The sequence below is a fragment of the Bhargavaea cecembensis DSE10 genome (genome assembly GCF_000348905.1).
Classification (GTDB): domain Bacteria; phylum Bacillota; class Bacilli; order Bacillales_A; family Planococcaceae; genus Bhargavaea; species Bhargavaea cecembensis.
In genome coordinates this window covers 241370-262409 of sequence record NZ_AOFT01000002.1, presented here as the reverse complement: position 1 = coordinate 262409, position 21040 = coordinate 241370, and the positions used below count along the sequence as shown (strand labels likewise).

The following is a 21040-nucleotide window of genomic DNA, read 5'->3' as shown; positions in this document are numbered from 1 at the left end:
CCAATCATGGACAGTCATCCGGGGAAATGAGATTTAATTGCATAAATATATAAACGCACAAAAAAAGGGCTGCCGCATTTAGCGGTCAGAGCCCTTGTTGTTCGTTAGGTGAGTGTCACGTTGTGTGACACCAAACCACAACAATATTCACTTCCGAAGCTTTTTCACCAGATCCTCATCAGGGTCGGCGAAGATTGTTTTCTGTTCGAAGTAGATGACAAATCCCGGCTTGGAGCCGTTCGGCTTTTTCACATGCCGCACTTCCGTATAGTCGACCGGGACAGAAGCCGATTCGCGGGCCTTGCTGAAGTAGGCCGCAAGGGAGGCCGCCTCCCTGATCGTTTCATCATCCGGCGAGTCTGTATGAATGACGACATGGGAGCCCGGGATATCCTTGGTGTGGAGCCACGTTTCGTTGCGCTTCGCCAGTTTGAAGGTAAGGTAGTCATTCTGCTTGTTGTTCTTGCCGACGGAGATCGGCACGCCGGCACTTGAGACAAATGGATCGGGAACGGGGCGGGTATCCTTTTTCTTTTTCTTGAGACGCCGCGCCTTCATGAACCCCTGTTCGGCAAGCTCATCCCGGATCTCCTCGATGTCAGCCGCGGAGCCCTGGGTGACCTGCTGGAGCAGCGATTCAAAGTAACCGATATCCTCCTCGGCCTTTTCCAGCTGCTCGGCGATTTTAACGAGCGCGTGCTTCGCCTTGTTGTACTTGGAGTAATACCGCTGGGCGTTTTCTGCGGGAGTGAGCCGCGGATCAAGCGGGATCGTAACGGTCCCGCCGTCTTCATCATAGTAATTCACTGCCTCAATGGAACTGTCGCCTTTCTGGATCTGATACAGATTGGCTGTCACGAGTTCTCCGAAAAGCTGGTGGCGGTCAAGCTTTCCGGCCTGCTCCTGTTCATCCCGGAGCTTGATCATTTTGTTTTTCAGTTTCTGGATCTCATTCGTCAGCCAACGCTCGAGGTCTCCGGCCTGCTGCTTGACCCTGTCCCGTTCCGCCTTTGCATGGAACACTTTGTCAAGCAGGGCGGAGAGGGATGGATAATCCCTCGTTTCGCCGCCAAGATGGTGGAGGGGATTGGCGGAGAAGTAGACTTTTCCGCCCGCTTCGCACAGCGTCGGCCGGGCGCCGCCAGACCGGAAATCTTCTATATAAGAGCGGTACGCCGCGAGCCTGTCTGCCGGTTCCATACCCCCGATGCGGAACAGAAGCTCTTCTGCATGAAGCGGCGAAAATCCGCCTACCCTCCGGAAAATCGCTCCCGCAGTTTCCGCATCACCGAGGACTTCCATGATCTCACGGTCATCTGCTTCGACAGGGTCCAGCTTGTCCTGTGGAGGTGCCGGGACATAGGACTGCCCGGGAAGCACCGTCCGGTAACTGTTCACAGAAGGCGGCAGGTGCTTCAGGCTATCGAGGATCAGGTTCCGTTCCGGATCGGTCAGGATCAGGTTGGAGTGCCGTCCCATTACCTCGGCATGAAGTTCCCGGATGGTGTCATCGCCGATTTCGTCCCGGCCGCGCACGGTAAGGGTGACGATCCGGTCGGCACCCGCCTGGCGGATGCCGGTGATGATGCCGCCCTCGAGATGTTTGCGGAGAAACATGCAGAACGTCGGCGGCTGCGATGGTGTATCCACGGGTTCGTCTGTGAGGTGAAGACGCGAGTAGGACGGGTGGATCGAAATGAGTAGCCGGTGGTTGGTCCTGCCGGCGCGTATCGTGAAAAGCAGCTCCTGCGCATTCGGCTGCTGGATCTTGGAGATCCGGCCGCCGGTGAGCTGCCGCAGTTCCTGTGTCATTGCCATCATGAATAATCCGTCAAAAGCCATATGATTGCCTCTTTCATTGCGTTTGTTTCCATTTTAGCATTCATGCGGAGGGATATGGTATAATTGCGACATCATCCAAAAACGGTTCCGCCCTTTACCGGTGTGCCGGGAGGCGGAAAAACTGACTGCAGAGGGATCAACGTTTATGAAAAAAGGACGCGGCCTGCTCATCGTCCTTTCGGGGCCATCGGGCGTCGGAAAAGGCACGGTGCGCAAGGAGCTGTTTTCACAGCCGGATACGAACTACGAATATTCCATTTCCATGACTACCCGCAGCCCGCGGGAAGGCGAAGTGGACGGAAAAGATTACTTTTTCAAGAAACGCGAAGAATTTGAGCAGCTGATCCGGGAAGGACGGCTGCTTGAGTATGCGGAGTATGTCGGGAACTATTACGGCACTCCGCTGGATTACGTAAATGAGACGCTGGATGCCGGCCGCGATGTGTTCCTCGAAATCGAGGTTGTCGGCGCAGCGAAAGTCCGGGAAAAGATGCCGGACGGCGTGTTCATTTTCCTGGCGCCTCCGAATTTATCAGAGCTGGAACAGCGCCTGATCGGCCGGGGCACGGAGACTGACGAAGTCATCCGCAACCGTATCGGCAAGGCGAAGGAAGAGCTCGAGATGATGCACCTCTATGACTATGTCGTCGAGAACGACGAGGTCGGCAGGGCGTGCGACCGCATCAATGCGATCATCACGGCCGAGCACTGCCGCCGCACCCGTGTGGAAGAACGATACAAACTCATGCTGGAAGGGAATGATCCGCAATGATGCTTTATCCATCCATCGACTCGCTGAAAAAGCAGATCGACTCCAAATACACCCTGGTGAGCCTGGCCGCCAAGCGCGCCCGTGAAATCCAGGCCAAAGACAATCTTCTCCTTGAGAAGTATGACGCCGAAAAGTTCGTCGGAATGGCCCTTGAGGAAGTCGCGGAAGGCGTGCTCGAGAAGCAGGCTTCCGACGCCAACATCCAGTACGAAGACGAAATGTAAGATATGCACAATGAAAACTCCCGGAGAATCTTCTTCCCTGGGAGTTTTCATTCGAAAGGGAGAAAAAAGGATGCTGAAAAACAAACATATCCTTCTTTGTGTCACAGGGGGAATCGCTGTATACAAAGCCGTGGCGCTTGTCAGCAAGCTGTCCCAGGCAGGAGCGGAGGTCAAGGTGATCATGACGGAATCCGCCACGCAATTCGTGGCACCGCTCACCTTCCAGGTCATGTCCCGCAATGATGTGTACACCGATACGTTCGACGAAAAGGACTCATCGGTGATTGCCCATATCGATCTTGCCGACTGGGCTGACCTCATCATCGTCGCGCCGGCGACGGCCAACGTGATCGGCAAGCTGGCGAACGGCATCGCAGATGACATGGTGACGACGACATTGCTGGCAGCCACAGCCGATGTGTGGATTGCACCGGCGATGAATGTCCATATGTATGATCATCCCGCGGTTATTCGCAACATTGACCGCCTCCACAAGGACGGCTATCGGTTTATCGAACCGTCCGAAGGATTCCTCGCCTGCGGATATGTCGGGAAAGGTAGGCTTGAGGAGCCGGAGCGGATCACCGAACTGGTGGAGCGGCATTTCAGCGAAGGGAACCATTCCGAACCGGGAATCCTTGCCGGAAAAAAAGTGGTCGTCACTGCCGGTCCGACCAGGGAACGGATCGACCCGGTGCGCTACCTGTCGAACTTCTCAAGCGGCAAGATGGGCTATGCGATGGCCGAGGCCGCTTCCAGGCTCGGGGCTGAGACTGTTCTTGTCTCGGGACCGGTCGGGCTTGAAGTTCCGGCCGGGATCCGGGCTGTCCAGGTGGAAAGTGCGGCGGATATGCTCGACTCGGTCCTTGCGGAATACGCAACAGCCGATGTTGTGATCAAGGCCGCGGCAGTTGCCGACTACCGTCCCAAAACCGTCCACGGCGGCAAAATGAAAAAACAGGATGGGGACTCGGTCATTGAGCTCGAGCGGACAACGGACATCCTCAAGACGCTCGGCGAACAAAAAGAAGGCCAGTGTCTCATCGGATTCGCGGCCGAGACTGACCGGGTCGCCGAGTACGCCCGGGGCAAGCTGGAGCGAAAAAACCTCGACTACATCATCGCCAACGATGTAACCGCCCCTACCGGTGTGTTCGGGAGCGACACGAATGTCGTGACGCTGTTCGGCCGTGACGGCACCGAAGTGTCGTTTCCGGCTACGGAGAAAAAGGCGCTCGCGCTGAAGCTCCTTCGCCGGATCTTCGGGGGTGAGCGGGATGATCGCTGAAGTCATCACGGATGTCTCTGCCCACCCCGTTGACCGGCCTTTTGATTACGCAGTGCCGGAAGGAATGGCGGAAGTCATCGAACCCGGTGCGCGTGTGAGGGTCCCCTTCGGGAATCGCAAGGTCCTCGGATTCGTCACCGGGCTAAAGGAGGAAACCGACGTACCGCCCGCCCGCCTGAAGCCGGTCGACGAACTGCTCGACCCCGAGCCGGTCCTGACCGGGGAGATGCTTCAGCTTGCAGACTGGATGAAGCGGACGACGCTCTGCTTTGAGATTGATGCACTCCAGGCGATGCTCCCTTCTGCGCTCCGGGCAAAGTACGAAAAAACCGTCCATATACTCGAGCCGGAAAAACTGGACGGGGAAGTAGCGGAAATTGCACGGAACCGGCGGGTCGTGGCAGTCAAGGAATTCGGCGAACGGCTTCTGCCCGTGCTCAAGCGTCTTGCTGCTGATGGGAAGGTCTCGATTGAAACCGCGGTCAGGCAGAGAACGAACATTAAAACAGAGAAGGTTCTTCATATCGGGGAATCCGAACGGCTGATGGAGATCAGGGAATCCCTACCGAAATCGGCGAGCCGGCAGGCGGAACTGATTGATTGGATGGATACACACATCGGCCTGTCCGTGCCGACGAAAGATGTGATGGAGGCCACCGGCACGACACGGGCGACCGTCAAGGCGCTGATTGAGAAAGGGGCTGCCCGGGAGACGGAGGAGGAAGTGTACCGGAAGCCGGAATCGGGCCTCATGCCGGAAAGCGGCGGCATGCCCGGGCCGCTCACTATAGAGCAGGAGACCGCAGTAGGGGAAATCGCTCAGGCGGTCGGTGACAGGCGTGCTGAAACATTCCTACTTCACGGTGTGACGGGAAGCGGAAAAACAGAGGTGTACATGCAGGTCATCCGCCATGTCCTGGACCTCGGCAAGGAAGCGATCGTCCTGGTTCCGGAAATTTCGCTGACCCCGCAGATCACCTCCCGCTTTAAAAGGCGCTTCGGCCCAATGGTCGCCGTCATGCACAGCGGGCTGTCCGCAGGTGAAAAATACGATGAATGGCGGAAGGTGCAGCGCGGGGAAGTGAAGGTCGTCGTCGGTGCGCGTTCCGCCGTTTTCGCGCCGTTCAGGAATCTGGGCGTCATCATCCTGGACGAAGAGCATGAATCCAGCTACAAGCAGGAGGACAGCCCGCGCTACCATGCAAGGGATGTGGCGATCCGCCGCTCGGAGGAGCACGGCTGCCCGGTTATCCTGGGCAGCGCAACGCCGTCGCTTGAATCCTATGCACGGGCAAGTAAAGGCGTCTACTCGCTTTTGACCCTCACCGAGCGGGCGAAAAAACAGCCGCTGCCGGAAGTGCAGGTCGTCGACATGCGCGAGGAACTGAAAAACGGCAACCGCTCGATGTTCTCTGTCCCGCTGGCAGAGGCAATCCGGGACAGGCTGGAAAAAGGCGAGCAGACTGTGCTGTTCCTGAACAGGAGGGGGTACTCTTCATTCGTGCTCTGCCGCGACTGCGGGACGTCCGTCCAGTGCCCGAACTGTGATATTTCGCTGACCTACCACCGGGCGACCGAGCGTCTCCAATGCCATTATTGCGGACATGAGGAGCCGGTCCCGCTCACCTGTCCCGAATGCGGAAGTGAACATATCCGCTTTTTCGGGACGGGCACCCAGAAAGTGCAGGAAGAACTTCACCGGCTGCTGCCGGAAGCGCGCGTGCTGCGGATGGATGTGGACACGACGCGACAGAAAGGCGCCCATGAACGGCTGCTCCGGCAATTCGGCGAAGGCGATGCGGATATCCTCCTGGGAACCCAGATGATCGCAAAAGGGCTCGACTTTCCCAACATCACGCTGGTCGGTGTGCTGTCCGCTGACACAATGCTCCGGCTGGCCGACTTCAGGGCGGCCGAGAAGACGTTCCAGCTCCTTACACAGGTAAGCGGCCGTGCCGGGCGGCATGAAAAGGAAGGGGAGGTCATCGTCCAGACCTACGCTCCGGAACATTATGCGGTGGAGCTGGCCAAGGACCAGGCCTATGAGCCTTTTTATGCGATTGAAATGGGGAACCGCAAGCGGTATTCCTATCCGCCGTTTTATTTTGTGACGCTGATTCAGTTCTCCCACGAGGATCTTCTGAAGGTATCGGAAACCGCCGGAAACGCGGTGCGCTACCTGTCCGGGAAGCTGGGGCCGGACACCGTCATCATCGGCCCGACGGCAGCGGAGGTGGCCCGCGTGAACAATAGATATCGCTATCAATGTCTGATAAAATACAAAAAAGAACCGAAGCTGGCCGGGGTTCTGACGGATCTTGTGAAAATCTACAGAAGCAGCTGGATGAAAGAAGGCATTCTCATGTCGATCGATATGAATCCTTCCTCCATCAGCTGAACCCGGCAACGGAAATGGGGAATCATCAATGGCAATTCTTAAAATAGTGCAACATCCGTCCCCGATACTGACGGAATCCTGCAAGCCGGTCACCGATTTCGGTGACGGGCTGCAGGTGCTTTTGGACGATATGTACGAGACGATGATCGATGCTGACGGCATCGGCATCGCTGCCCCGCAGGTCGGTGAAGCCATCCGCGCGGCCATCGTCGATCTCGGCGAGGGCCAGGATCCGATCTGGCTCATCAACCCCGAAGTGGTTGCAACGGGCGGCAAAGAAACCGAAGTGGAAGGCTGCCTGAGCTTTCCGGGCCTCTACGGCGAAGTGGAGCGGCCCTATCATGTAAAGGTGCACGCCCAGGACCGCGACGGCTCATGGTATGAGCTGGAAGCGGAGGATTACGAGGCAAGGGCGATCCTCCACGAGATCGACCACCTGGACGGCATCCTGTTCGACTCGAAAATCATCCGGGTCGTTCCGGAGGAAGAACTGGAAGCGGCGGAAGAGGAGGAAGAGGAATGACGCGAATCGTATTCATGGGGACTCCGGACTTTTCCGTGCCGATCCTCCGCATGCTTCATGAAGAGGGTTACGACCTCCTGGCTGCTGTTACGCAGCCGGACCGTCCCGTCGGGCGAAAGCGGGTCCTGACGCCTCCGCCGGTCAAGGAGGAGGCGCTCCGGCTCGGACTCCCGGTCATCCAGCCGGGCAAGCTGAGAGGATCAGCGGAGCTGGACGAGATTCTTTCGCTCGAGCCGGACCTGATCGTCACGGCCGCATTCGGCCAGATTCTTCCGAAGGAGCTGTTGGACGCGCCTCCGCTCGGCTGCCTGAATGTCCATGCGTCACTGCTGCCCGAGTACAGGGGCGGCGCGCCGATCCACCAGGCCATTATTGACGGCAGGGAGGAGACGGGCGTCACCATCATGTATATGGCAGAAAAGCTGGATGCAGGCGACATCATTTCCCAGGTGCGCGTGCCGATCGGTGAAAACGACAACACCGGCGAGCTGTTCGAACGGCTTTCGGAAGCCGGTACCCGTCTATTGAAAGAAACGCTTCCGGCCGTCATCGCCGGCAAGAACGACCGTATCACCCAGGACCATGAAAAAGCCACGTTCGCGGGAAACATCAAACGGGAGCAGGAGCGCATCGACTGGGCGAAGCCTGGTAGCGCGGTGCACAATCAGATCCGGGGCCTCAGCCCATGGCCGGTTGCCTACACCGAACTGGACGGGAAGACCGTGAAAATCTGGCGCTCCGAAAAAGCTGCGGGCAAGTCAGGCACATCCCCCGGTGAAATCATTTCGACAGATGACGGCACCATCACGGTGCAGGCCGGCGACGGAACGGCTGTCCGGATTCTTGAACTCCAGCCGTCAGGCAAAAAGCGGATGGAGACCCGGGGATACCTGAACGGGGCCGGATCCCACATCAAACCGGGAGACCGTTTCGAATGAGCCGCAAAAAAGAGAAAAGATGGGACGGGAACGTCAGGGACGCGGCACTCAGCATCCTGCTGTCGGTAGAGCGCGACCAGGCCTACAGCAACCTGCTGCTGAACCGCACGATCGAAACGTATGGCCTTGATGACAAGGACCGGTCCCTTCTTACGGAACTGACATACGGCACGCTGCAGCACCGGATGACACTTGATTATCATCTTGAGCCGCTGGTACGGGGCAAACTTGATGACTGGGTGCGGGAGCTCCTGAGGCTGTCGGTCTACCAGATCGTCTACCTGTCGAAGATTCCGCCGCACGCCGCGGTGAATGAAGCGGTAGAGATTGCCAAGCGGCGCGGCCATAAAGGAATCGCATCGCTGGTCAACGGAATTCTCCGCTCTTTCTTGAGGAAAGGCCCGAGGGAAATCGGGAGCAACCTGACTTGGGAAGAGCGGACCGCGGTCGAAACGAGCCATCCCGAGTGGATGATCCGCCGCTGGGCGGAACAGTATGGCAAAGAAACGGCGCGAGAAATGGCGCTTGCGAACAACGAACCTCCTATCCAGACAGTGAGGGTGAACCGGACGAAGGCCACACGTGAGGAAGTCTTGGACATGCTCGGGGAAGAAGGCTTCAGGGCCGAACCGAGCCCCGTTGTGCAGGATGCGGTCCGTATCCGCGGAGGCAATGCCGCCAGAAGCCGGGCATTCCGGGAAGGTTTTGTCACCATCCAGGACGAAAGCTCGATGCTTCCCGTCATGGCACTGGACCCGGGGCCGGGCATGTCGGTGCTTGACATGTGCGCGGCGCCCGGCGGCAAAACGACCCACATCGCAGAACGGATGGAAAACACCGGCGAAGTGCGGGCATTCGACCTACATCCGCACAAGGTGAAACTCATCGGCCAGAACGCGGCCCGGCTCGGACTGGATAATATCCGGACAGGTTCCGCTGACAGCCGTGAACTGGCGGGAAGCCTGGAGCCGGCATCTTTCGACCGGATCCTCGTTGATGCACCGTGCAGCGGGCTCGGCGTCATCAGGAGAAAGCCGGATATCAAATATTCCAAGTCGGAAGATGAAATCGGCAGATTGCCGGACATCCAGAAAAGCCTGCTGGAAGAGGCCTATCAACTCCTGAAGCCCGGCGGCCTGCTTGTCTATAGCACCTGTACGGTCGACAGGGAAGAAAACCGCATGACGGCAGAGGCATTCCTGGAGGCCCATCCGGATCTCGAACGCGTGGATCTCCGGAAATCGATGCCAGAAGATCTCCGTTACGAGGACGGCATGCTTCAGGTTTTGCCGCAGGATTTCGGCGGTGACGGATTTTTTGTGGCCGCATTCAGAAAACCGGAATAAGCCGGCGGACCGGACCCGGAAATATGAGGGGAGTCCGCAAAAGGAAACGGGGGAGTCAAAGTGGAAGTTGCAGTCCGGACGCATGTCGGGATGAAAAGGCGCATCAATGAAGACCGGACCGGCCTCTTCACAAGGGAAGGCGGCCGGTTCCTGCTGGCTGTGGTCGCAGACGGAATGGGCGGCCATAATGGCGGTGATACGGCAAGCCGGATGGCCGTCGAGGGTTTCGGTGAAGAATTCGGCAAGGCCGACATCTCCTTCCTCAGTTCGGATAATAGCCGGGCCGACTGGCTTTCAGACGTGACAGAGAGGCTGAACCGCAGCCTTCTCGAACATGCACGTTCCAATGAGGAATGCAGGGGCATGGGGACGACACTCGAAGCGGCAGTGATTGCAGGGAAAGAAGTGACACTGTGCCATATCGGGGACAGCCGGACGTACAGGCTGGGACCGGAAGGCTTCGAACAGGTGACAAAGGATCATTCCCTTGTCAGCCTGCTTGTCGATTCCGGAGAAATCACCGAAGAGGAAGCGCGCATCCACCCGAAACGGAACTTCATCATGAAGGCTTTGGGTACGGATGACACAGTTGAACCGGACATCATTCCTCTCCGGCTGCCGGAAGGGAGCGCGCTCCTGCTCTGTTCCGACGGCCTGAGCAATAAACTTGGGGATACCGAAATTGCGGAGGCAGTGGCCGGGGAAGGTACCGCGACAGAGCGTGCGGATGCCCTTGTCGATCTTGCCAATGAGCGGGGCGGCGAAGACAATATCTCCGTCATCCTGATTGACAATGGCGTTCGGGAGGCTGATGCCGGATGATCGGAAAACGGATCAGCGGACGTTATGAAGTCCTCGGCCTGCTGGGCGGAGGCGGAATGTCCACCGTCTATCTCGCGCAGGATATCATTCTGGACCGCCCGGTCGCAATCAAGGTCCTCAGGCAGGATTTCTCGGATGAAAATGAGCTCAGGAAACGCTTCCAGCGGGAAGCCCTGTCTGCCACTTCGCTCGTCCATCCGAATATCGTCAACATCTATGATGTCGGCGAAGACGGGGACCTGCAGTACCTGGTCATGGAATACGTGGAGGGCCAGACACTTAAGGAATACATCAAGGACCGGGCTCCGCTCGCGCCGGCGGAAGCTGTGGAGATCATGAAACAATTATGTTCGGGCATCACGGCGGCCCATATACATGGCATCATCCACCGGGACATCAAACCGCAGAACATCCTGATGGACCGTGAAGGGCAGGTGAAACTGACCGATTTCGGGATTGCAATGGCGCTGTCCGCCACTGCGCTTACACGCACCAATTCGGTGATGGGGACGGTCCACTATCTGTCACCCGAGCAGGCGCGAGGCGGGATGGCGACAGAGCGGACCGATATCTACTCATTGGGGATCGTCCTGTTCGAGATTCTGACGGGAAAACTGCCGTTCTCGGGTGAATCGGCGGTTTCCATCGCACTGAAGCATCTCCAGGAACAGACTCCTTCGGTCCGTGCACTCAGGCCTGAAATTCCGCAAAGCCTTGAAAATGTCATCCTGAAAGCAACTGCCAAAGATTCGGCAGCCCGCTATCCTTCCGCTGATGCGATGCTCCGGGACCTTCATACCGTCCTGTCGCCCGAACGTTCCGGTGAAGCTCCGTACGAGCCGCCGCCAATCGACGAGGAAGCGACAAGGGCCATCCCGGTCATCAGGGATGAGCCTACGTCAGAAAAGACAATAGGCCCCAAGCCTGTTGTGCCGCCTTCAACGGAGCCGGCAGATGAACCACAGGCACCAAAAAAGAAAAAGCGGAAAAAATGGCCCTTCGTTTTGGGCGGAATCATCCTGCTTGCCCTGATCGCAGGCATCGTCCTTTATATGACCGGTGTAATCGGAACCAGGCAGGCTGAAGTGCCGGATGTTGCCGGCATGACCGTGGAAGAAGCATCTGCGGAGCTAGAGCAGGCCGGTTTCCTTGCCGGGGATATAAATGAAGAACATTCGGCGGACATCGGGGAAGGATCCGTCATCCGGACGAGTCCGCAGGCAGGGCGTGTCCGTGATGAGGGAGAAACCATCGACCTGGTGGTCAGCATGGGACCTGAGAAAGTCGAGCTGACCGATTTTACCGGCCGTGACCATGAGGCCATTTCTGATGTCATAGAAGATTATGGTTTCCGGAATGTGGAAGTCAACGAAGTGTTTTCCGAAGAGGCACCCGGAACAATCATCAGCCAAGAACCCGAAGCGGGTGAAGAAATCGCCCCTTCCCAGACTGACCTGGTGCTCACGGTCAGCAAGGGCGTCGAAATGATCGGAACCGAAGACCTGTCCGGATTTGATGAGCAGCAGCTGAACGACTACGCCAAACGGTCCGGGTTCAATATCCGGATCGTGGCCGAACAGCCATCCGGCAGCATCGAGGCCGGCAAGGTGATCTCCCAGAATCCGGAAGCCGGAACGGAGCTTGAAAAAGGCAGCACCATTGAAGTTGTCCTCTCCAAAGGCCCGGAGTCGAAGCCGGTCAAGACCTACATCCAGTCAATCACCATACCGTACGAACCGGCGGAAGAGGGTGCAGAACAGGCAGTGGAGATCTATATCCGGGACAATACCCGGACGATGGATCAGCCGGCAGAATCATTTGCGATCTCTGCAGATGAGACAAGGCGCATCCGCCTTGAGATCAGCGAGGGACAGACCGGGGCCTACAAAATTGTCCGCGACGGAGACACGATCGATGAAGCAACAATTCCATATGAATAGAAGCTGATGCACGCAGCAGCCGCTGACAATTCGGAAAGGGAAGGTGAAAGTTTGAAACAGGGCCAGATCCGCAAGGCACTGAGCGGGTTCTACTATTTGTATGACGATGGCGAGATGGTGCGCAGCAAAGGGCGAGGGGTCTTCAGGGTGCGCGGTGTCACTCCGCTTGTCGGGGACTTTGTCGACTACGAAAAAGACGGTGAAAATGACGCCGTCATCGTGAACGTCCATGAGCGCAAGAACGAACTTGTCCGGCCTCCGATCGCCAATGTTGACCAGGCGCTCCTCGTCTTCTCGGTCAAAGAGCCGAACTTTTCTCCGAAGCTGCTTGACCGGTTCCTTGCCGTCATCGAATCCTACGGGGTCGAGCCGGTCATCATCCTGACCAAGACCGACCTGCTGGATGAAAACGATGCGGCGCATATCCGGAGGTACATGGATTACTACCGGGGCATCGGCTACACGGTGCTGAAAACCAATATGGGAGACGGGGCGATCTCCGAGGAGCTCGGTCCGATCATCGAGGCCAGGACAACTGTGCTGACCGGCCAATCGGGAGTCGGAAAGTCGACCCTGCTCAACACCCTCATGCCGGAACTCGAACTGAAAACGGATGAAATCTCCGATTCGCTCGGCCGCGGCCGGCATACGACCCGTCACGTTGAACTGATCGAGTTTGCCGGCGGCCTGGTGGCGGATACGCCGGGCTTCAGTTCGCTCGATTTTGACCATATTGAGAAAGAGGAATTGGCCGGCTGCTTCGCCGAATTTGCGGAGCTGTCCGAAAACTGCAAGTTCAGGGGCTGCCTGCATCTGAAGGAGCCGAAATGTGCGGTAAAGGCCGCTGTCGAATCCGGAGAAGCCGAGCAGTTCAGGTATGACCATTACGTACAGTTCCTGCAGGAAATCATAGACCGAAAGCCGAGGTATCCATCATGATCAAAATAGCACCATCCATCCTGTCTGCCGATTTCGCGAAACTCGGTGAGGAAGTCAGGGAAGTGGAACAGGCGGGAGCCGACTACATTCACGTGGATGTGATGGACGGTCACTTTGTGCCGAACATCACCCTGGGACCGAATATCGTCAAGGCAATCCGTCCTGTAACGGACCTGCCGCTTGACGTCCATCTGATGATTTCGGACCCGGACCGCTATATCGCCGACTTTGCCGAGGCGGGGGCGGACATTATCACCGTGCATGCGGAGGCGTGCACCCACCTGCACCGGACCGTCCAGCTGATCCGGTCGCATGGAGTGAAGGCGGGGGTTGTCCTGAACCCCCATACCCCTCATGAGGTCCTCGAGTATGTGATCGATGACCTGGATATGGTGCTGCTGATGACGGTCAACCCAGGGTTCGGCGGCCAGTCGTTTATCCGGGAAGTGGTACCGAAGATTGCCAAGGTGTGCGCGATGATCCGCGAGCGGGGCCTTTCCACCGAGATCGAGGTGGACGGCGGCATCACTGCGGATACGATCGCGGAATGTGCCAAGGCGGGGGCGAATGTGTTTGTGGCCGGGTCTGCGATCTACAACAAGGATGACCGGGCGGCAGCGATAGCTGCGATCCGCGAAGCAGGGGTATCGGCACTCCAATGATCCGTGAAGCTGTGGTCGTGGCAGGAGGACCGGGTGTTGCCGGGATCCGCCCGGATGCGGGAGGGAACGCCGTGTTTATCGGGGCCGACCGCGGTGCGCTCCGCCTTGTGCGCCTCGGCATCCGTCCTGCCCTATCCGTCGGGGATTTTGACTCCGTCACGGAGGAGGAGTTCCTGGAAATCTCATCTTCATCGGACCGGGTGCTCCGCGTCGGGGAGGAGAAGGACGAGACCGACACGGAACTGGCACTTGCCGGTGCGATCCGTCTGGAGCCCGCGACCATCACGCTCACCGGTGTAACGGGCGGACGTCTCGACCATGCGCAATCGGCCATGCATGCCGTTTACCGGCTCCAGGAAAAGCATCCGCAAATCACATTCAGGATCCTCGATCCGAATAATGAACTTTACTTTCTCCGTCCGGGAAGGCATGTGCTGCAGGACGCAGGGCCCTACCGGTATATTTCTTTCTTTTCATTTGGCGGGCCGGTGACCGGAATGACGCTCAGGGGATTCAGGTATGAAGCGGAAAATGCGGAGATCCTGCCGGGGACGACGCTCTTCACGAGCAATGAAACCGGCAGCGGGGAATGTACTATCTCATTCGAGACAGGCATATGTTTGGTTGTAAGAAGCACCGATGCCTGAAAGGAGCGGACGAAATGAGAGTGTACACATTCCAGCTGCCCAAAATGGTGAGCAGCTTTGCGCGCAAGTGCCTGCAGCTTTTCCAGCGTGAGGAGCGGAAGCCTGTCGCAAAAAAGAAAAAGCGGAGAAAAAGCAAAATGCCGAGCTGACTCAGGTCAGCTCGGCATTTCTTTTTGCGATATTTAACAGGTCAGACGCGCTGGACTTTACCGGATTTCAGGGCGCGTGCGGAAACCCATACGCGCTTCGGCTTGCCGTCCACCATGATGCGCACTTTCTGAAGGTTGGCACCCCAAGTGCGGCGGTTTGCGTTCATTGCGTGGGAACGGTTGTTGCCGGCGCTTGCTTTACGGCCTGTAATAACACATTTTTTAGGCATGTTTTTCCCTCCTCTTCGGTGAAGATGAAGACGGGATCCCGTCTGTTCGCCATCTCACATACTAAAATAATTTAGCACAAATCAGCCGGCGATGCAACAGGTTTACGGCGTCCATCAAGAAAAAACACTTTACAGCGTCCATCGATGACAGAAGCCGCTCTGGGTGTGTCTTTTCTATTCCCGGGCAGTAGTGTACAATGACGTTAGCCAAAATGGACTTCACAGGAGGCGTTACCATGTCGATCGGACTGAAAAATGAATTCGGTACTATTGAAATTTCGAATGATGTGATCGCACAGGTGGCCGGCGGCGCAGCGGTCGAGTGCTACGGAATCGTCGGGATGGCATCCCGCCATCAGATCCGGGACGGCCTGACCGACATCCTCCGCAAGGAAAACTTCACCAGAGGTGTGATCGTCCGGTCAATCGGGGAAGATCTCCATATCGACATGTACGTCATCGTCGGCTATGGTGTAAAGATTTCCGAGGTCGCTTATCAGGTCCAATCCAAAGTGAAATATACATTGAGCAAACTATTGGGTATGACGGTCAGCTCCGTCAATATTTTTGTCCAGGGAGTCCGTGTGACGAACCTGTAAAAGGAGGAAGCGAACGTTTATGAAAGAATTAGATGGACATCGATTTGCGGAAATGGTGATGATGGGCTCCCATCACCTTTCCAATAATGCGGACTTCGTCGATTCGCTCAACGTCTTTCCCGTGCCGGACGGCGATACGGGGACGAACATGAATCTGTCCATGACGTCCGGCGCGAAAGAGACGGAACAGGCGGCAAACGACCATATCGGCAGGACTGCGCAGGCCCTTTCAAAGGGTCTGCTCATGGGCGCGCGCGGAAATTCCGGCGTCATCCTGTCCCAGCTTTTCCGCGGTTTCGGCAAGGCGATCGAGGACAAGCCGGCGCTGGATGCAAAGGAGTTTGCCGGCGCATTCCAGGCGGGCGTGGACACTGCCTATAAGGCGGTCATGAAACCGGTCGAGGGCACCATCCTCACCGTGGCAAAAGATGCCGCAAAAAAAGCGGTCGAGGCAGCAGAAACGGAATCGGATATCATCAAGGTGATGGAGGCGCTCACTGACGAGGCGAAGGCTTCACTGAAGAGAACACCCGACCTGTTGCCGGTCCTCAAGGAAGTCGGTGTCGTGGACAGCGGCGGCCAGGGTCTTGTTTTTGTCTATGAAGGATTCCTTTCCGCTCTCAGGGGCGAGGAACTGCCTGAAGCCACGCTGCAGACATCAATGGATGATCTTGTGAGCGCCGAGCACCACAAAAGTGTGCAGGGTTTCATGGATACGTCCGAAATCGAGTTCGGCTACTGCACGGAATTCATGGTGCGTTTCGAAGAAGATAAAACCACGGGCAATCCGTTTGACGAGTCGAAGTTCCGGGAAGATCTCAGCGCTTACGGAGACTCGCTTCTCGTCATTTCGGACGATGACGTCGCCAAGGTACATATCCACTCTGAAGATCCGGGGGAAGTCCTTTCCTACGGCAAAAAATACGGCAGCCTGATCAAGATTAAGATCGAGAACATGCGGGAGCAGCATACGGCCATCCTTGAAAAGGATGAACCGGCCCGCACCCCGCAGGCGCCCGCCACCCATCCGTATGCCATCATCACAGTTTCGATGGGACCGGGTATTGCCGATCTGTTCCGCAGCATCGGTGCCTCGTATGTCATCGCAGGCGGCCAGACGATGAACCCTTCGACGGAAGACATCGTCAAGGCGATCCGGGAAGTCGGCGCCGAGCGTGCCCTGATTCTTCCGAACAACAAGAATATCATCATGGCTGCCGAACAGGCAGCGGAAGTGTCCGGCATTGAGGCTGCAGTCGTTCCGACGAAAAACGTGCCTCAGGGGCTGGCGGCCATCCTCGCCTTTAATCCGGAGGCACCGGTTTCCGACAATGCGGCTTCCATGACAGATGCATTTTCACATGTCCGGACCGGCCAGGTGACGACAGCCGTCCGTGATACAACCATAGACGGCGTAGAAATCCGAAAAGGTTCCTTCATGGGAATGGCCGAAGGCAAGATTGTCAACTCCGACCCTTCCCTAAAGAGTGTCACCGAATCCCTGATCCCGGAGATTGTCGATGAGGAATCGGAAATCGTGACCATTCTTTTCGGTGAAGGTGCGACGCGTCAGGAGGCTGACGAACTTGCCGGATACATCGAGGATCTTTATCCGGATGTTGAAGTGGAAATCCACGAAGGCAAGCAGCCGCTTTATCCATATATCATCTCTGCCGAATAAAAACAGGCGCACCGGGCAGCCGGTGCGCTGTTTTATAGAGCCGGGAGAAAGCGTTTGCAGCGAACGTGTGTTTTGAGAAAAGTCACGAAATCATGTAAAATAGGGAAAACGTCCCTCAAGGAGGACTTCAACTTATGAAATTCAGATCGGTTTTTGATATTATCGGTCCGGTCATGGTCGGGCCTTCATCCTCGCATACAGCGGGAGCCGCGAGGATCGGCCGTGTGGCCAGGACGCTGTTCGGGCGACAGCCGGACTGGGCGGAAATCCGCCTGTACGGATCATTTGCGGAAACTTACAAAGGCCACGGCACCGATGTTGCGATTATCGGCGGGCTTCTTGACTACGATACGGATGACGAACGGATCCGCACGGCTTTCGATGAAGCGGAACAGGTCGGGCTGAAGTTCGAATTTATCACAGAATCCGAAGAGCCGGAACATCCGAATACCGCAAAAATCCGGATCGGTGACGCTGATGGCGAAATGGAACTGACAGGCATTTCGATCGGCGGCGGCAAGATGGAAGTGACGGAACTGAATGGCTTTACGCTCAGGCTGACCGGGCACTACCCTGCGCTGCTGATCGTCCACCACGACCGTCCCGGTGTCATCGCGAGCGTCGCAAATGCGCTCGCGGCAGACGGCATCAATATCGCACACATGGAGTGCGGGCGAAAAGAAAAGGGCGAGATGGCGCTTATGGTCATCGAAGTCGACCAGATCATCACCGACTCCATGATCCGTCTCATCTCTGACCTGGACAATGTGACTCAAGTTTCGATACTTGCAGACTGATAAGGGGGATTCCCATTGGATATTCTATTTTCTACAGTTAAAGAACTGGTCGGGCTCGCGGAGGAATCCGGACGGCCGATTTCCGAAATCATGATCGAGCAGGAAATGCTCATCACCAAGCGTTCCCGCGAAGATGTAATCGCACAGATGGAGCGCAATCTCGAAGTCATGGAGGAAGCGGTCGAAAAGGGGCTGAAAGGCGTCAGTTCGACGTCCGGGCTGACCGGCGGCGATGCTGTCCTGATCCAGAACTATATCAAGAGCGGCAAATCGCTTTCCGGAAATCTTCTTCTAGATGCCGTGAGCAAGGCTGTCGCGACCAATGAAGTCAATGCTGCAATGGGCATGATCTGTGCGACGCCTACGGCAGGCGCAGCGGGCATTGTGCCGGGCACATTGTTTGCCGTGAAGGACAAGCTGAACCCGACACGTGAACAGATGATCAACTTCCTGTTCACATCAGGGGCATTCGGATTTGTCGTGGCGAACAATGCATCCATCTCCGGAGCCGCAGGCGGCTGCCAGGCGGAAACAGGCTCGGCAGCTTCGATGGCTGCCGCGGCAATTGTTGAGATGGCCGGCGGCACGCCGCAGCAAAGTGCAGAAGCGTTTTCCATCGTCATGAAGAACATGCTCGGACTGGTCTGTGACCCGGTGGCTGGACTGGTAGAAGTGCCGTGCGTCAAGCGCAATGCGATGGGTGCAGCCAAGGCGCTGGTCGGGGCGGATATGGCGCTTGCAGGCGTCACAAGTGTGATCCCGACCGACGAAGTGATTGAAGCCATGCACCGGATCGGCCGGTCGATGCCGTCCGCATTGCGCGAAACGGCAAAGGGAGGCCTTGCCGCGACACCGACGGGCAAGCGGCTCGAGGCGGAGATCTTCGGAAAGAAGGCGGAAGAAAGTGTGGTTGACTGAACCGGTCACTACTCTGAAGGGCATCGGAAAAGAAGCTGCCGCATCCCTTGAGAACCTGGGGGTCCGGACGGTAGGGGACCTTGTCATGATGTTCCCTTACCGCCATGAGGACAACCGTCTGAAGGATTTGGCGGAAACCCCCCACGAAGAACGGGTCACCATTGAAGGAAGGGTCGAAAGCGAGCCTTCCGTTTTCTTTTCCGGAAAAAACAGGTCCAGGCTGCAGATCCGCCTTTTGGCGGGACGCCATCTCGTGAAGGCGGTATTCTTCAACCAGCATTATCTCAAGAACCGCCTGACGCCGGGCATGACAATCACCGTCACCGGAAAATGGGACCGCGGACGGCAGACCATCAACGTCAGCTCCTTCAAGGAAGGACCGAAGCAGGCAGGGGAGGATTTTGAGCCGGTCTACAGCCTGAAGGGCGGCATGCACCAGAAGACGATCCGCCGGTACATCCGCTCGGCCCTTGATGCTGTGGCGGGCGACCTGCCGGATCCGATGCCTGCCGACCTCCTGGAAAAATATAAGCTGCCGGGAATCGCGGAAGCGCTAGAGGGCATGCATTTTCCGCGCGATGCGGAACATGTCAAGCATGCCCGCCGCCGCTTTGTCTACGAGGAGTTCCTCGGCTACCAGCTGAAGATGCAGGCGATCAAAAAGGTCAGGAAAGAAACGGGCAAGGGGACGGAACTCCATTATGACCTGGAGAAGCTGAGGGCATTCATCGACTCACTGCCTTTCGAGCTCACCGGCGCGCAGAAGAGGGTCGTCAATGAGCTTTGTGCAGAGCTGAAGGAGCCGGTGCGCATGAACCGGCTTCTTCAGGGTGACGTGGGATCGGGAAAGACCGCCGTGGCAGCGATTGCCCTTTATGCGACAGTCACTGCCGGTGCGCAGGGGGCGCTCATGGCACCGACGGAAATCCTCGCAGAGCAGCATGCCCAGACACTTGCGGACTGGCTGGAACCCTTTGGTGTCCGAATGGCCCTGCTGTCGGGCTCCACAAAGGCGAAAGCTCGCCGGATCATCCTTGAAAAGCTGGCAGAGGGCGAAATCGACCTCGTTATCGGCACTCATGCCCTGATCCAGCCGGATGTCGTATTCAGGAAACTCGGGCTGGTCATCACGGACGAGCAGCACCGGTTCGGAGTGGAGCAGCGCCGGGTCCTGAAGGAAAAGGGGGAGGATCCGGATGTGCTGTTCATGACTGCGACGCCGATTCCCCGGACGCTTGCCATCACGGCATTTGGTGAGATGGATGTCTCCATCCTTGACGAGATGCCGGCTGGCCGCCAGCCGATCGAAACCTACTGGACAAAGCGAGAAGCGCTGACGGCTGTCCTTAAGCGGATGGGGAGGGAGCTCCAGGAGGGTCGACAGGCATACGTCATCTGTCCTCTTATCGAAGAGTCCGACAAGCTGGACGTCCAGAATGCGGTCGATATGTATGAACAGATCCGGCAGTATTTCGGCGGCAGGTTCAACGTCGGGCTCATGCACGGACGCCTCCATCCCGATGATAAGGAAGCGGTCATGCGCGAATTCTCCGAAGGCGGGCTGCACGTGCTCGTCTCGACGACGGTCGTAGAAGTCGGCGTGAACGTTCCGAATGCGTCATTCATGGTCATCTCGGATGCCGAGCGTTTTGGCCTTGCGCAGCTGCACCAGCTTCGCGGCCGCGTGGGCCGCGGGGCGCATAAATCCTACTGCGTGCTTCTGGCAGATCCGAAGACGGAAATCGGCAAGGAGCGGATGCAGTCGATGACCGAGACGAACGACGGCTTCCGGCTTGCCGAAAAGGACCTGGAGCTTCGCGGCCCGGGCGACTTTTTCGGGAAAAAGCAGAGCGGCATGCCGGACTTCAAGGTGGCCGATCCCGTCCATGACTATCGTGCACTCAATACAGCCAGGCTGGACGCGGAACAGCTTATCGCATCCGAGGCATTCTGGAACGGCACAGAATACGAAACACTCCGGACGATGATCGAACAATCAGGAGCCCTGTCCGACGAACGGATCGACTGACCCGAATCCGTTCGCCGGATTTTTGTGTTTTACAAAAGTAGCGGTCGTAAAAAGGCCAAGACACGTGCATTTTACCGAAACGTTAACATACCGGTGTGAGACGTTGACATAGAGCGATGAGATGTTGACATCTACAGACGCCGGCCTCCGTACTTGCGCCTCACGAGAAAGGCGCCTGTGCCCAAAGCTGAAATCCGGAAGATAGATTAGAAACGTGGCAAGTACAAAGTTTCCATGCACGGTTGCAATCTGCCCCGATGGTTTTATATACTCATATTAGTACCAAGTGCTAAATC

The 21040-nt window shown here is 57.1% G+C and carries 20 protein-coding genes; 18 read left to right on the top strand and 2 right to left on the bottom strand.

The window, feature by feature from the left end; all coding sequences use genetic code 11:
- Positions 1-147: 147 nt before the first annotated feature.
- Positions 148-1842 carry an Rqc2 family fibronectin-binding protein gene (locus C772_RS02920; protein WP_008297283.1) on the bottom strand — a complete coding sequence of 565 codons (1695 nt, stop codon included), beginning with the start codon at positions 1840-1842 and terminating at the stop codon, positions 148-150.
- 145 nt (positions 1843-1987) lie between these two features.
- Here C772_RS02920 and gmk point away from each other — a divergent pair, with 145 nt between their 5' ends.
- The 13 genes from gmk (at position 1988) to spoVM (ending at position 14490) form a co-directional block, all read left to right on the top strand.
- Entirely contained in the window at positions 1988-2614 is a 627-nt protein-coding gene (gene gmk / locus C772_RS02915) for a guanylate kinase (protein WP_008297281.1), read from the top strand.
- Entirely contained in the window at positions 2614-2838 is a 225-nt protein-coding gene (gene rpoZ / locus C772_RS02910) for a DNA-directed RNA polymerase subunit omega (protein ID WP_035001300.1), read from the top strand. The genes gmk and rpoZ overlap by 1 nt, the downstream gene beginning before the upstream one ends.
- A 70-nt stretch (positions 2839-2908) precedes the next feature.
- Positions 2909-4126 (top strand): bifunctional phosphopantothenoylcysteine decarboxylase/phosphopantothenate--cysteine ligase CoaBC, encoded by a 1218-nt coding sequence (gene coaBC, locus C772_RS02905; RefSeq protein ID WP_008297278.1) that lies wholly within the window; start codon positions 2909-2911, stop codon positions 4124-4126.
- Positions 4116-6524: a primosomal protein N' gene (priA, locus tag C772_RS02900; RefSeq protein WP_008297277.1), complete on the top strand. Its 2409-nt coding sequence runs from the start codon at positions 4116-4118 to the stop codon at positions 6522-6524. Before coaBC ends, priA begins: the two co-directional genes overlap by 11 nt.
- Positions 6525-6552: 28 nt before the next feature.
- Positions 6553-7047, top strand: a complete 495-nt coding sequence (gene def, locus C772_RS02895) for a peptide deformylase (protein WP_008297275.1) — start codon at positions 6553-6555, stop codon at positions 7045-7047.
- Positions 7044-7985: a methionyl-tRNA formyltransferase gene (fmt, locus tag C772_RS02890; RefSeq protein WP_008297274.1), complete on the top strand. Its 942-nt coding sequence runs from the start codon at positions 7044-7046 to the stop codon at positions 7983-7985. The genes def and fmt overlap by 4 nt, the downstream gene beginning before the upstream one ends.
- Positions 7982-9331, top strand: coding sequence for a 16S rRNA (cytosine(967)-C(5))-methyltransferase RsmB (gene rsmB / locus C772_RS02885; protein WP_008297272.1), 1350 nt, complete (start codon positions 7982-7984; stop codon positions 9329-9331). The genes fmt and rsmB overlap by 4 nt, the downstream gene beginning before the upstream one ends.
- A gap of 60 nt (positions 9332-9391) precedes the next feature.
- Complete coding sequence (locus C772_RS02880) at positions 9392-10153, top strand: Stp1/IreP family PP2C-type Ser/Thr phosphatase (RefSeq protein ID WP_008297270.1); 762 nt, start codon at positions 9392-9394, stop codon at positions 10151-10153.
- Positions 10150-12093: a Stk1 family PASTA domain-containing Ser/Thr kinase gene (gene pknB / locus C772_RS02875; RefSeq protein WP_008297268.1), complete on the top strand. Its 1944-nt coding sequence runs from the start codon at positions 10150-10152 to the stop codon at positions 12091-12093. The genes C772_RS02880 and pknB overlap by 4 nt, the downstream gene beginning before the upstream one ends.
- Positions 12094-12144: 51 nt before the next feature.
- A complete protein-coding gene (gene rsgA, locus C772_RS02870) occupies positions 12145-13032 on the top strand; it encodes a ribosome small subunit-dependent GTPase A (RefSeq protein ID WP_008297266.1) in 888 nt (295 codons plus the stop codon).
- Complete coding sequence (rpe, locus tag C772_RS02865) at positions 13029-13694, top strand: ribulose-phosphate 3-epimerase (RefSeq protein WP_008297264.1); 666 nt, start codon at positions 13029-13031, stop codon at positions 13692-13694. The genes rsgA and rpe overlap by 4 nt, the downstream gene beginning before the upstream one ends.
- On the top strand, positions 13691-14341 hold the full coding sequence (locus tag C772_RS02860) for a thiamine diphosphokinase (RefSeq protein WP_008297261.1): 651 nt from the start codon (positions 13691-13693) through the stop codon (positions 14339-14341). The genes rpe and C772_RS02860 overlap by 4 nt, the downstream gene beginning before the upstream one ends.
- A gap of 14 nt (positions 14342-14355) precedes the next feature.
- Positions 14356-14490, top strand: coding sequence for a stage V sporulation protein SpoVM (gene spoVM, locus C772_RS16280; RefSeq protein ID WP_008297258.1), 135 nt, complete (start codon positions 14356-14358; stop codon positions 14488-14490).
- Positions 14491-14531: 41 nt separating this feature from the next.
- Here the strand turns inward: spoVM and rpmB are convergent, their stop codons facing one another.
- Positions 14532-14720 (bottom strand): 50S ribosomal protein L28, encoded by a 189-nt coding sequence (gene rpmB, locus C772_RS02855; RefSeq protein WP_008297256.1) that lies wholly within the window; start codon positions 14718-14720, stop codon positions 14532-14534.
- A 236-nt stretch (positions 14721-14956) separates the two neighbouring features.
- Here rpmB and C772_RS02850 point away from each other — a divergent pair, with 236 nt between their 5' ends.
- The 5 genes from C772_RS02850 to recG all read left to right on the top strand — a co-directional run bounded on the left by C772_RS02850 (position 14957) and on the right by recG (position 20744).
- A complete protein-coding gene (locus C772_RS02850) occupies positions 14957-15319 on the top strand; it encodes an Asp23/Gls24 family envelope stress response protein (RefSeq protein ID WP_008297254.1) in 363 nt (120 codons plus the stop codon).
- A gap of 19 nt (positions 15320-15338) precedes the next feature.
- Positions 15339-17000, top strand: a complete 1662-nt coding sequence (locus C772_RS02845) for a DAK2 domain-containing protein (RefSeq protein WP_008297251.1) — start codon at positions 15339-15341, stop codon at positions 16998-17000.
- Between the two features lie 134 nt (positions 17001-17134).
- Positions 17135-17797: an L-serine ammonia-lyase, iron-sulfur-dependent subunit beta gene (gene sdaAB / locus C772_RS02840; protein ID WP_008297250.1), complete on the top strand. Its 663-nt coding sequence runs from the start codon at positions 17135-17137 to the stop codon at positions 17795-17797.
- Between the two features lie 15 nt (positions 17798-17812).
- Positions 17813-18715 (top strand): L-serine ammonia-lyase, iron-sulfur-dependent, subunit alpha, encoded by a 903-nt coding sequence (gene sdaAA / locus C772_RS02835; protein WP_008297248.1) that lies wholly within the window; start codon positions 17813-17815, stop codon positions 18713-18715.
- A complete protein-coding gene (gene recG / locus C772_RS02830; protein ID WP_035001241.1) occupies positions 18708-20744 on the top strand; it encodes an ATP-dependent DNA helicase RecG in 2037 nt (678 codons plus the stop codon). The genes sdaAA and recG overlap by 8 nt, the downstream gene beginning before the upstream one ends.
- Positions 20745-21040 lie beyond the last annotated feature (296 nt).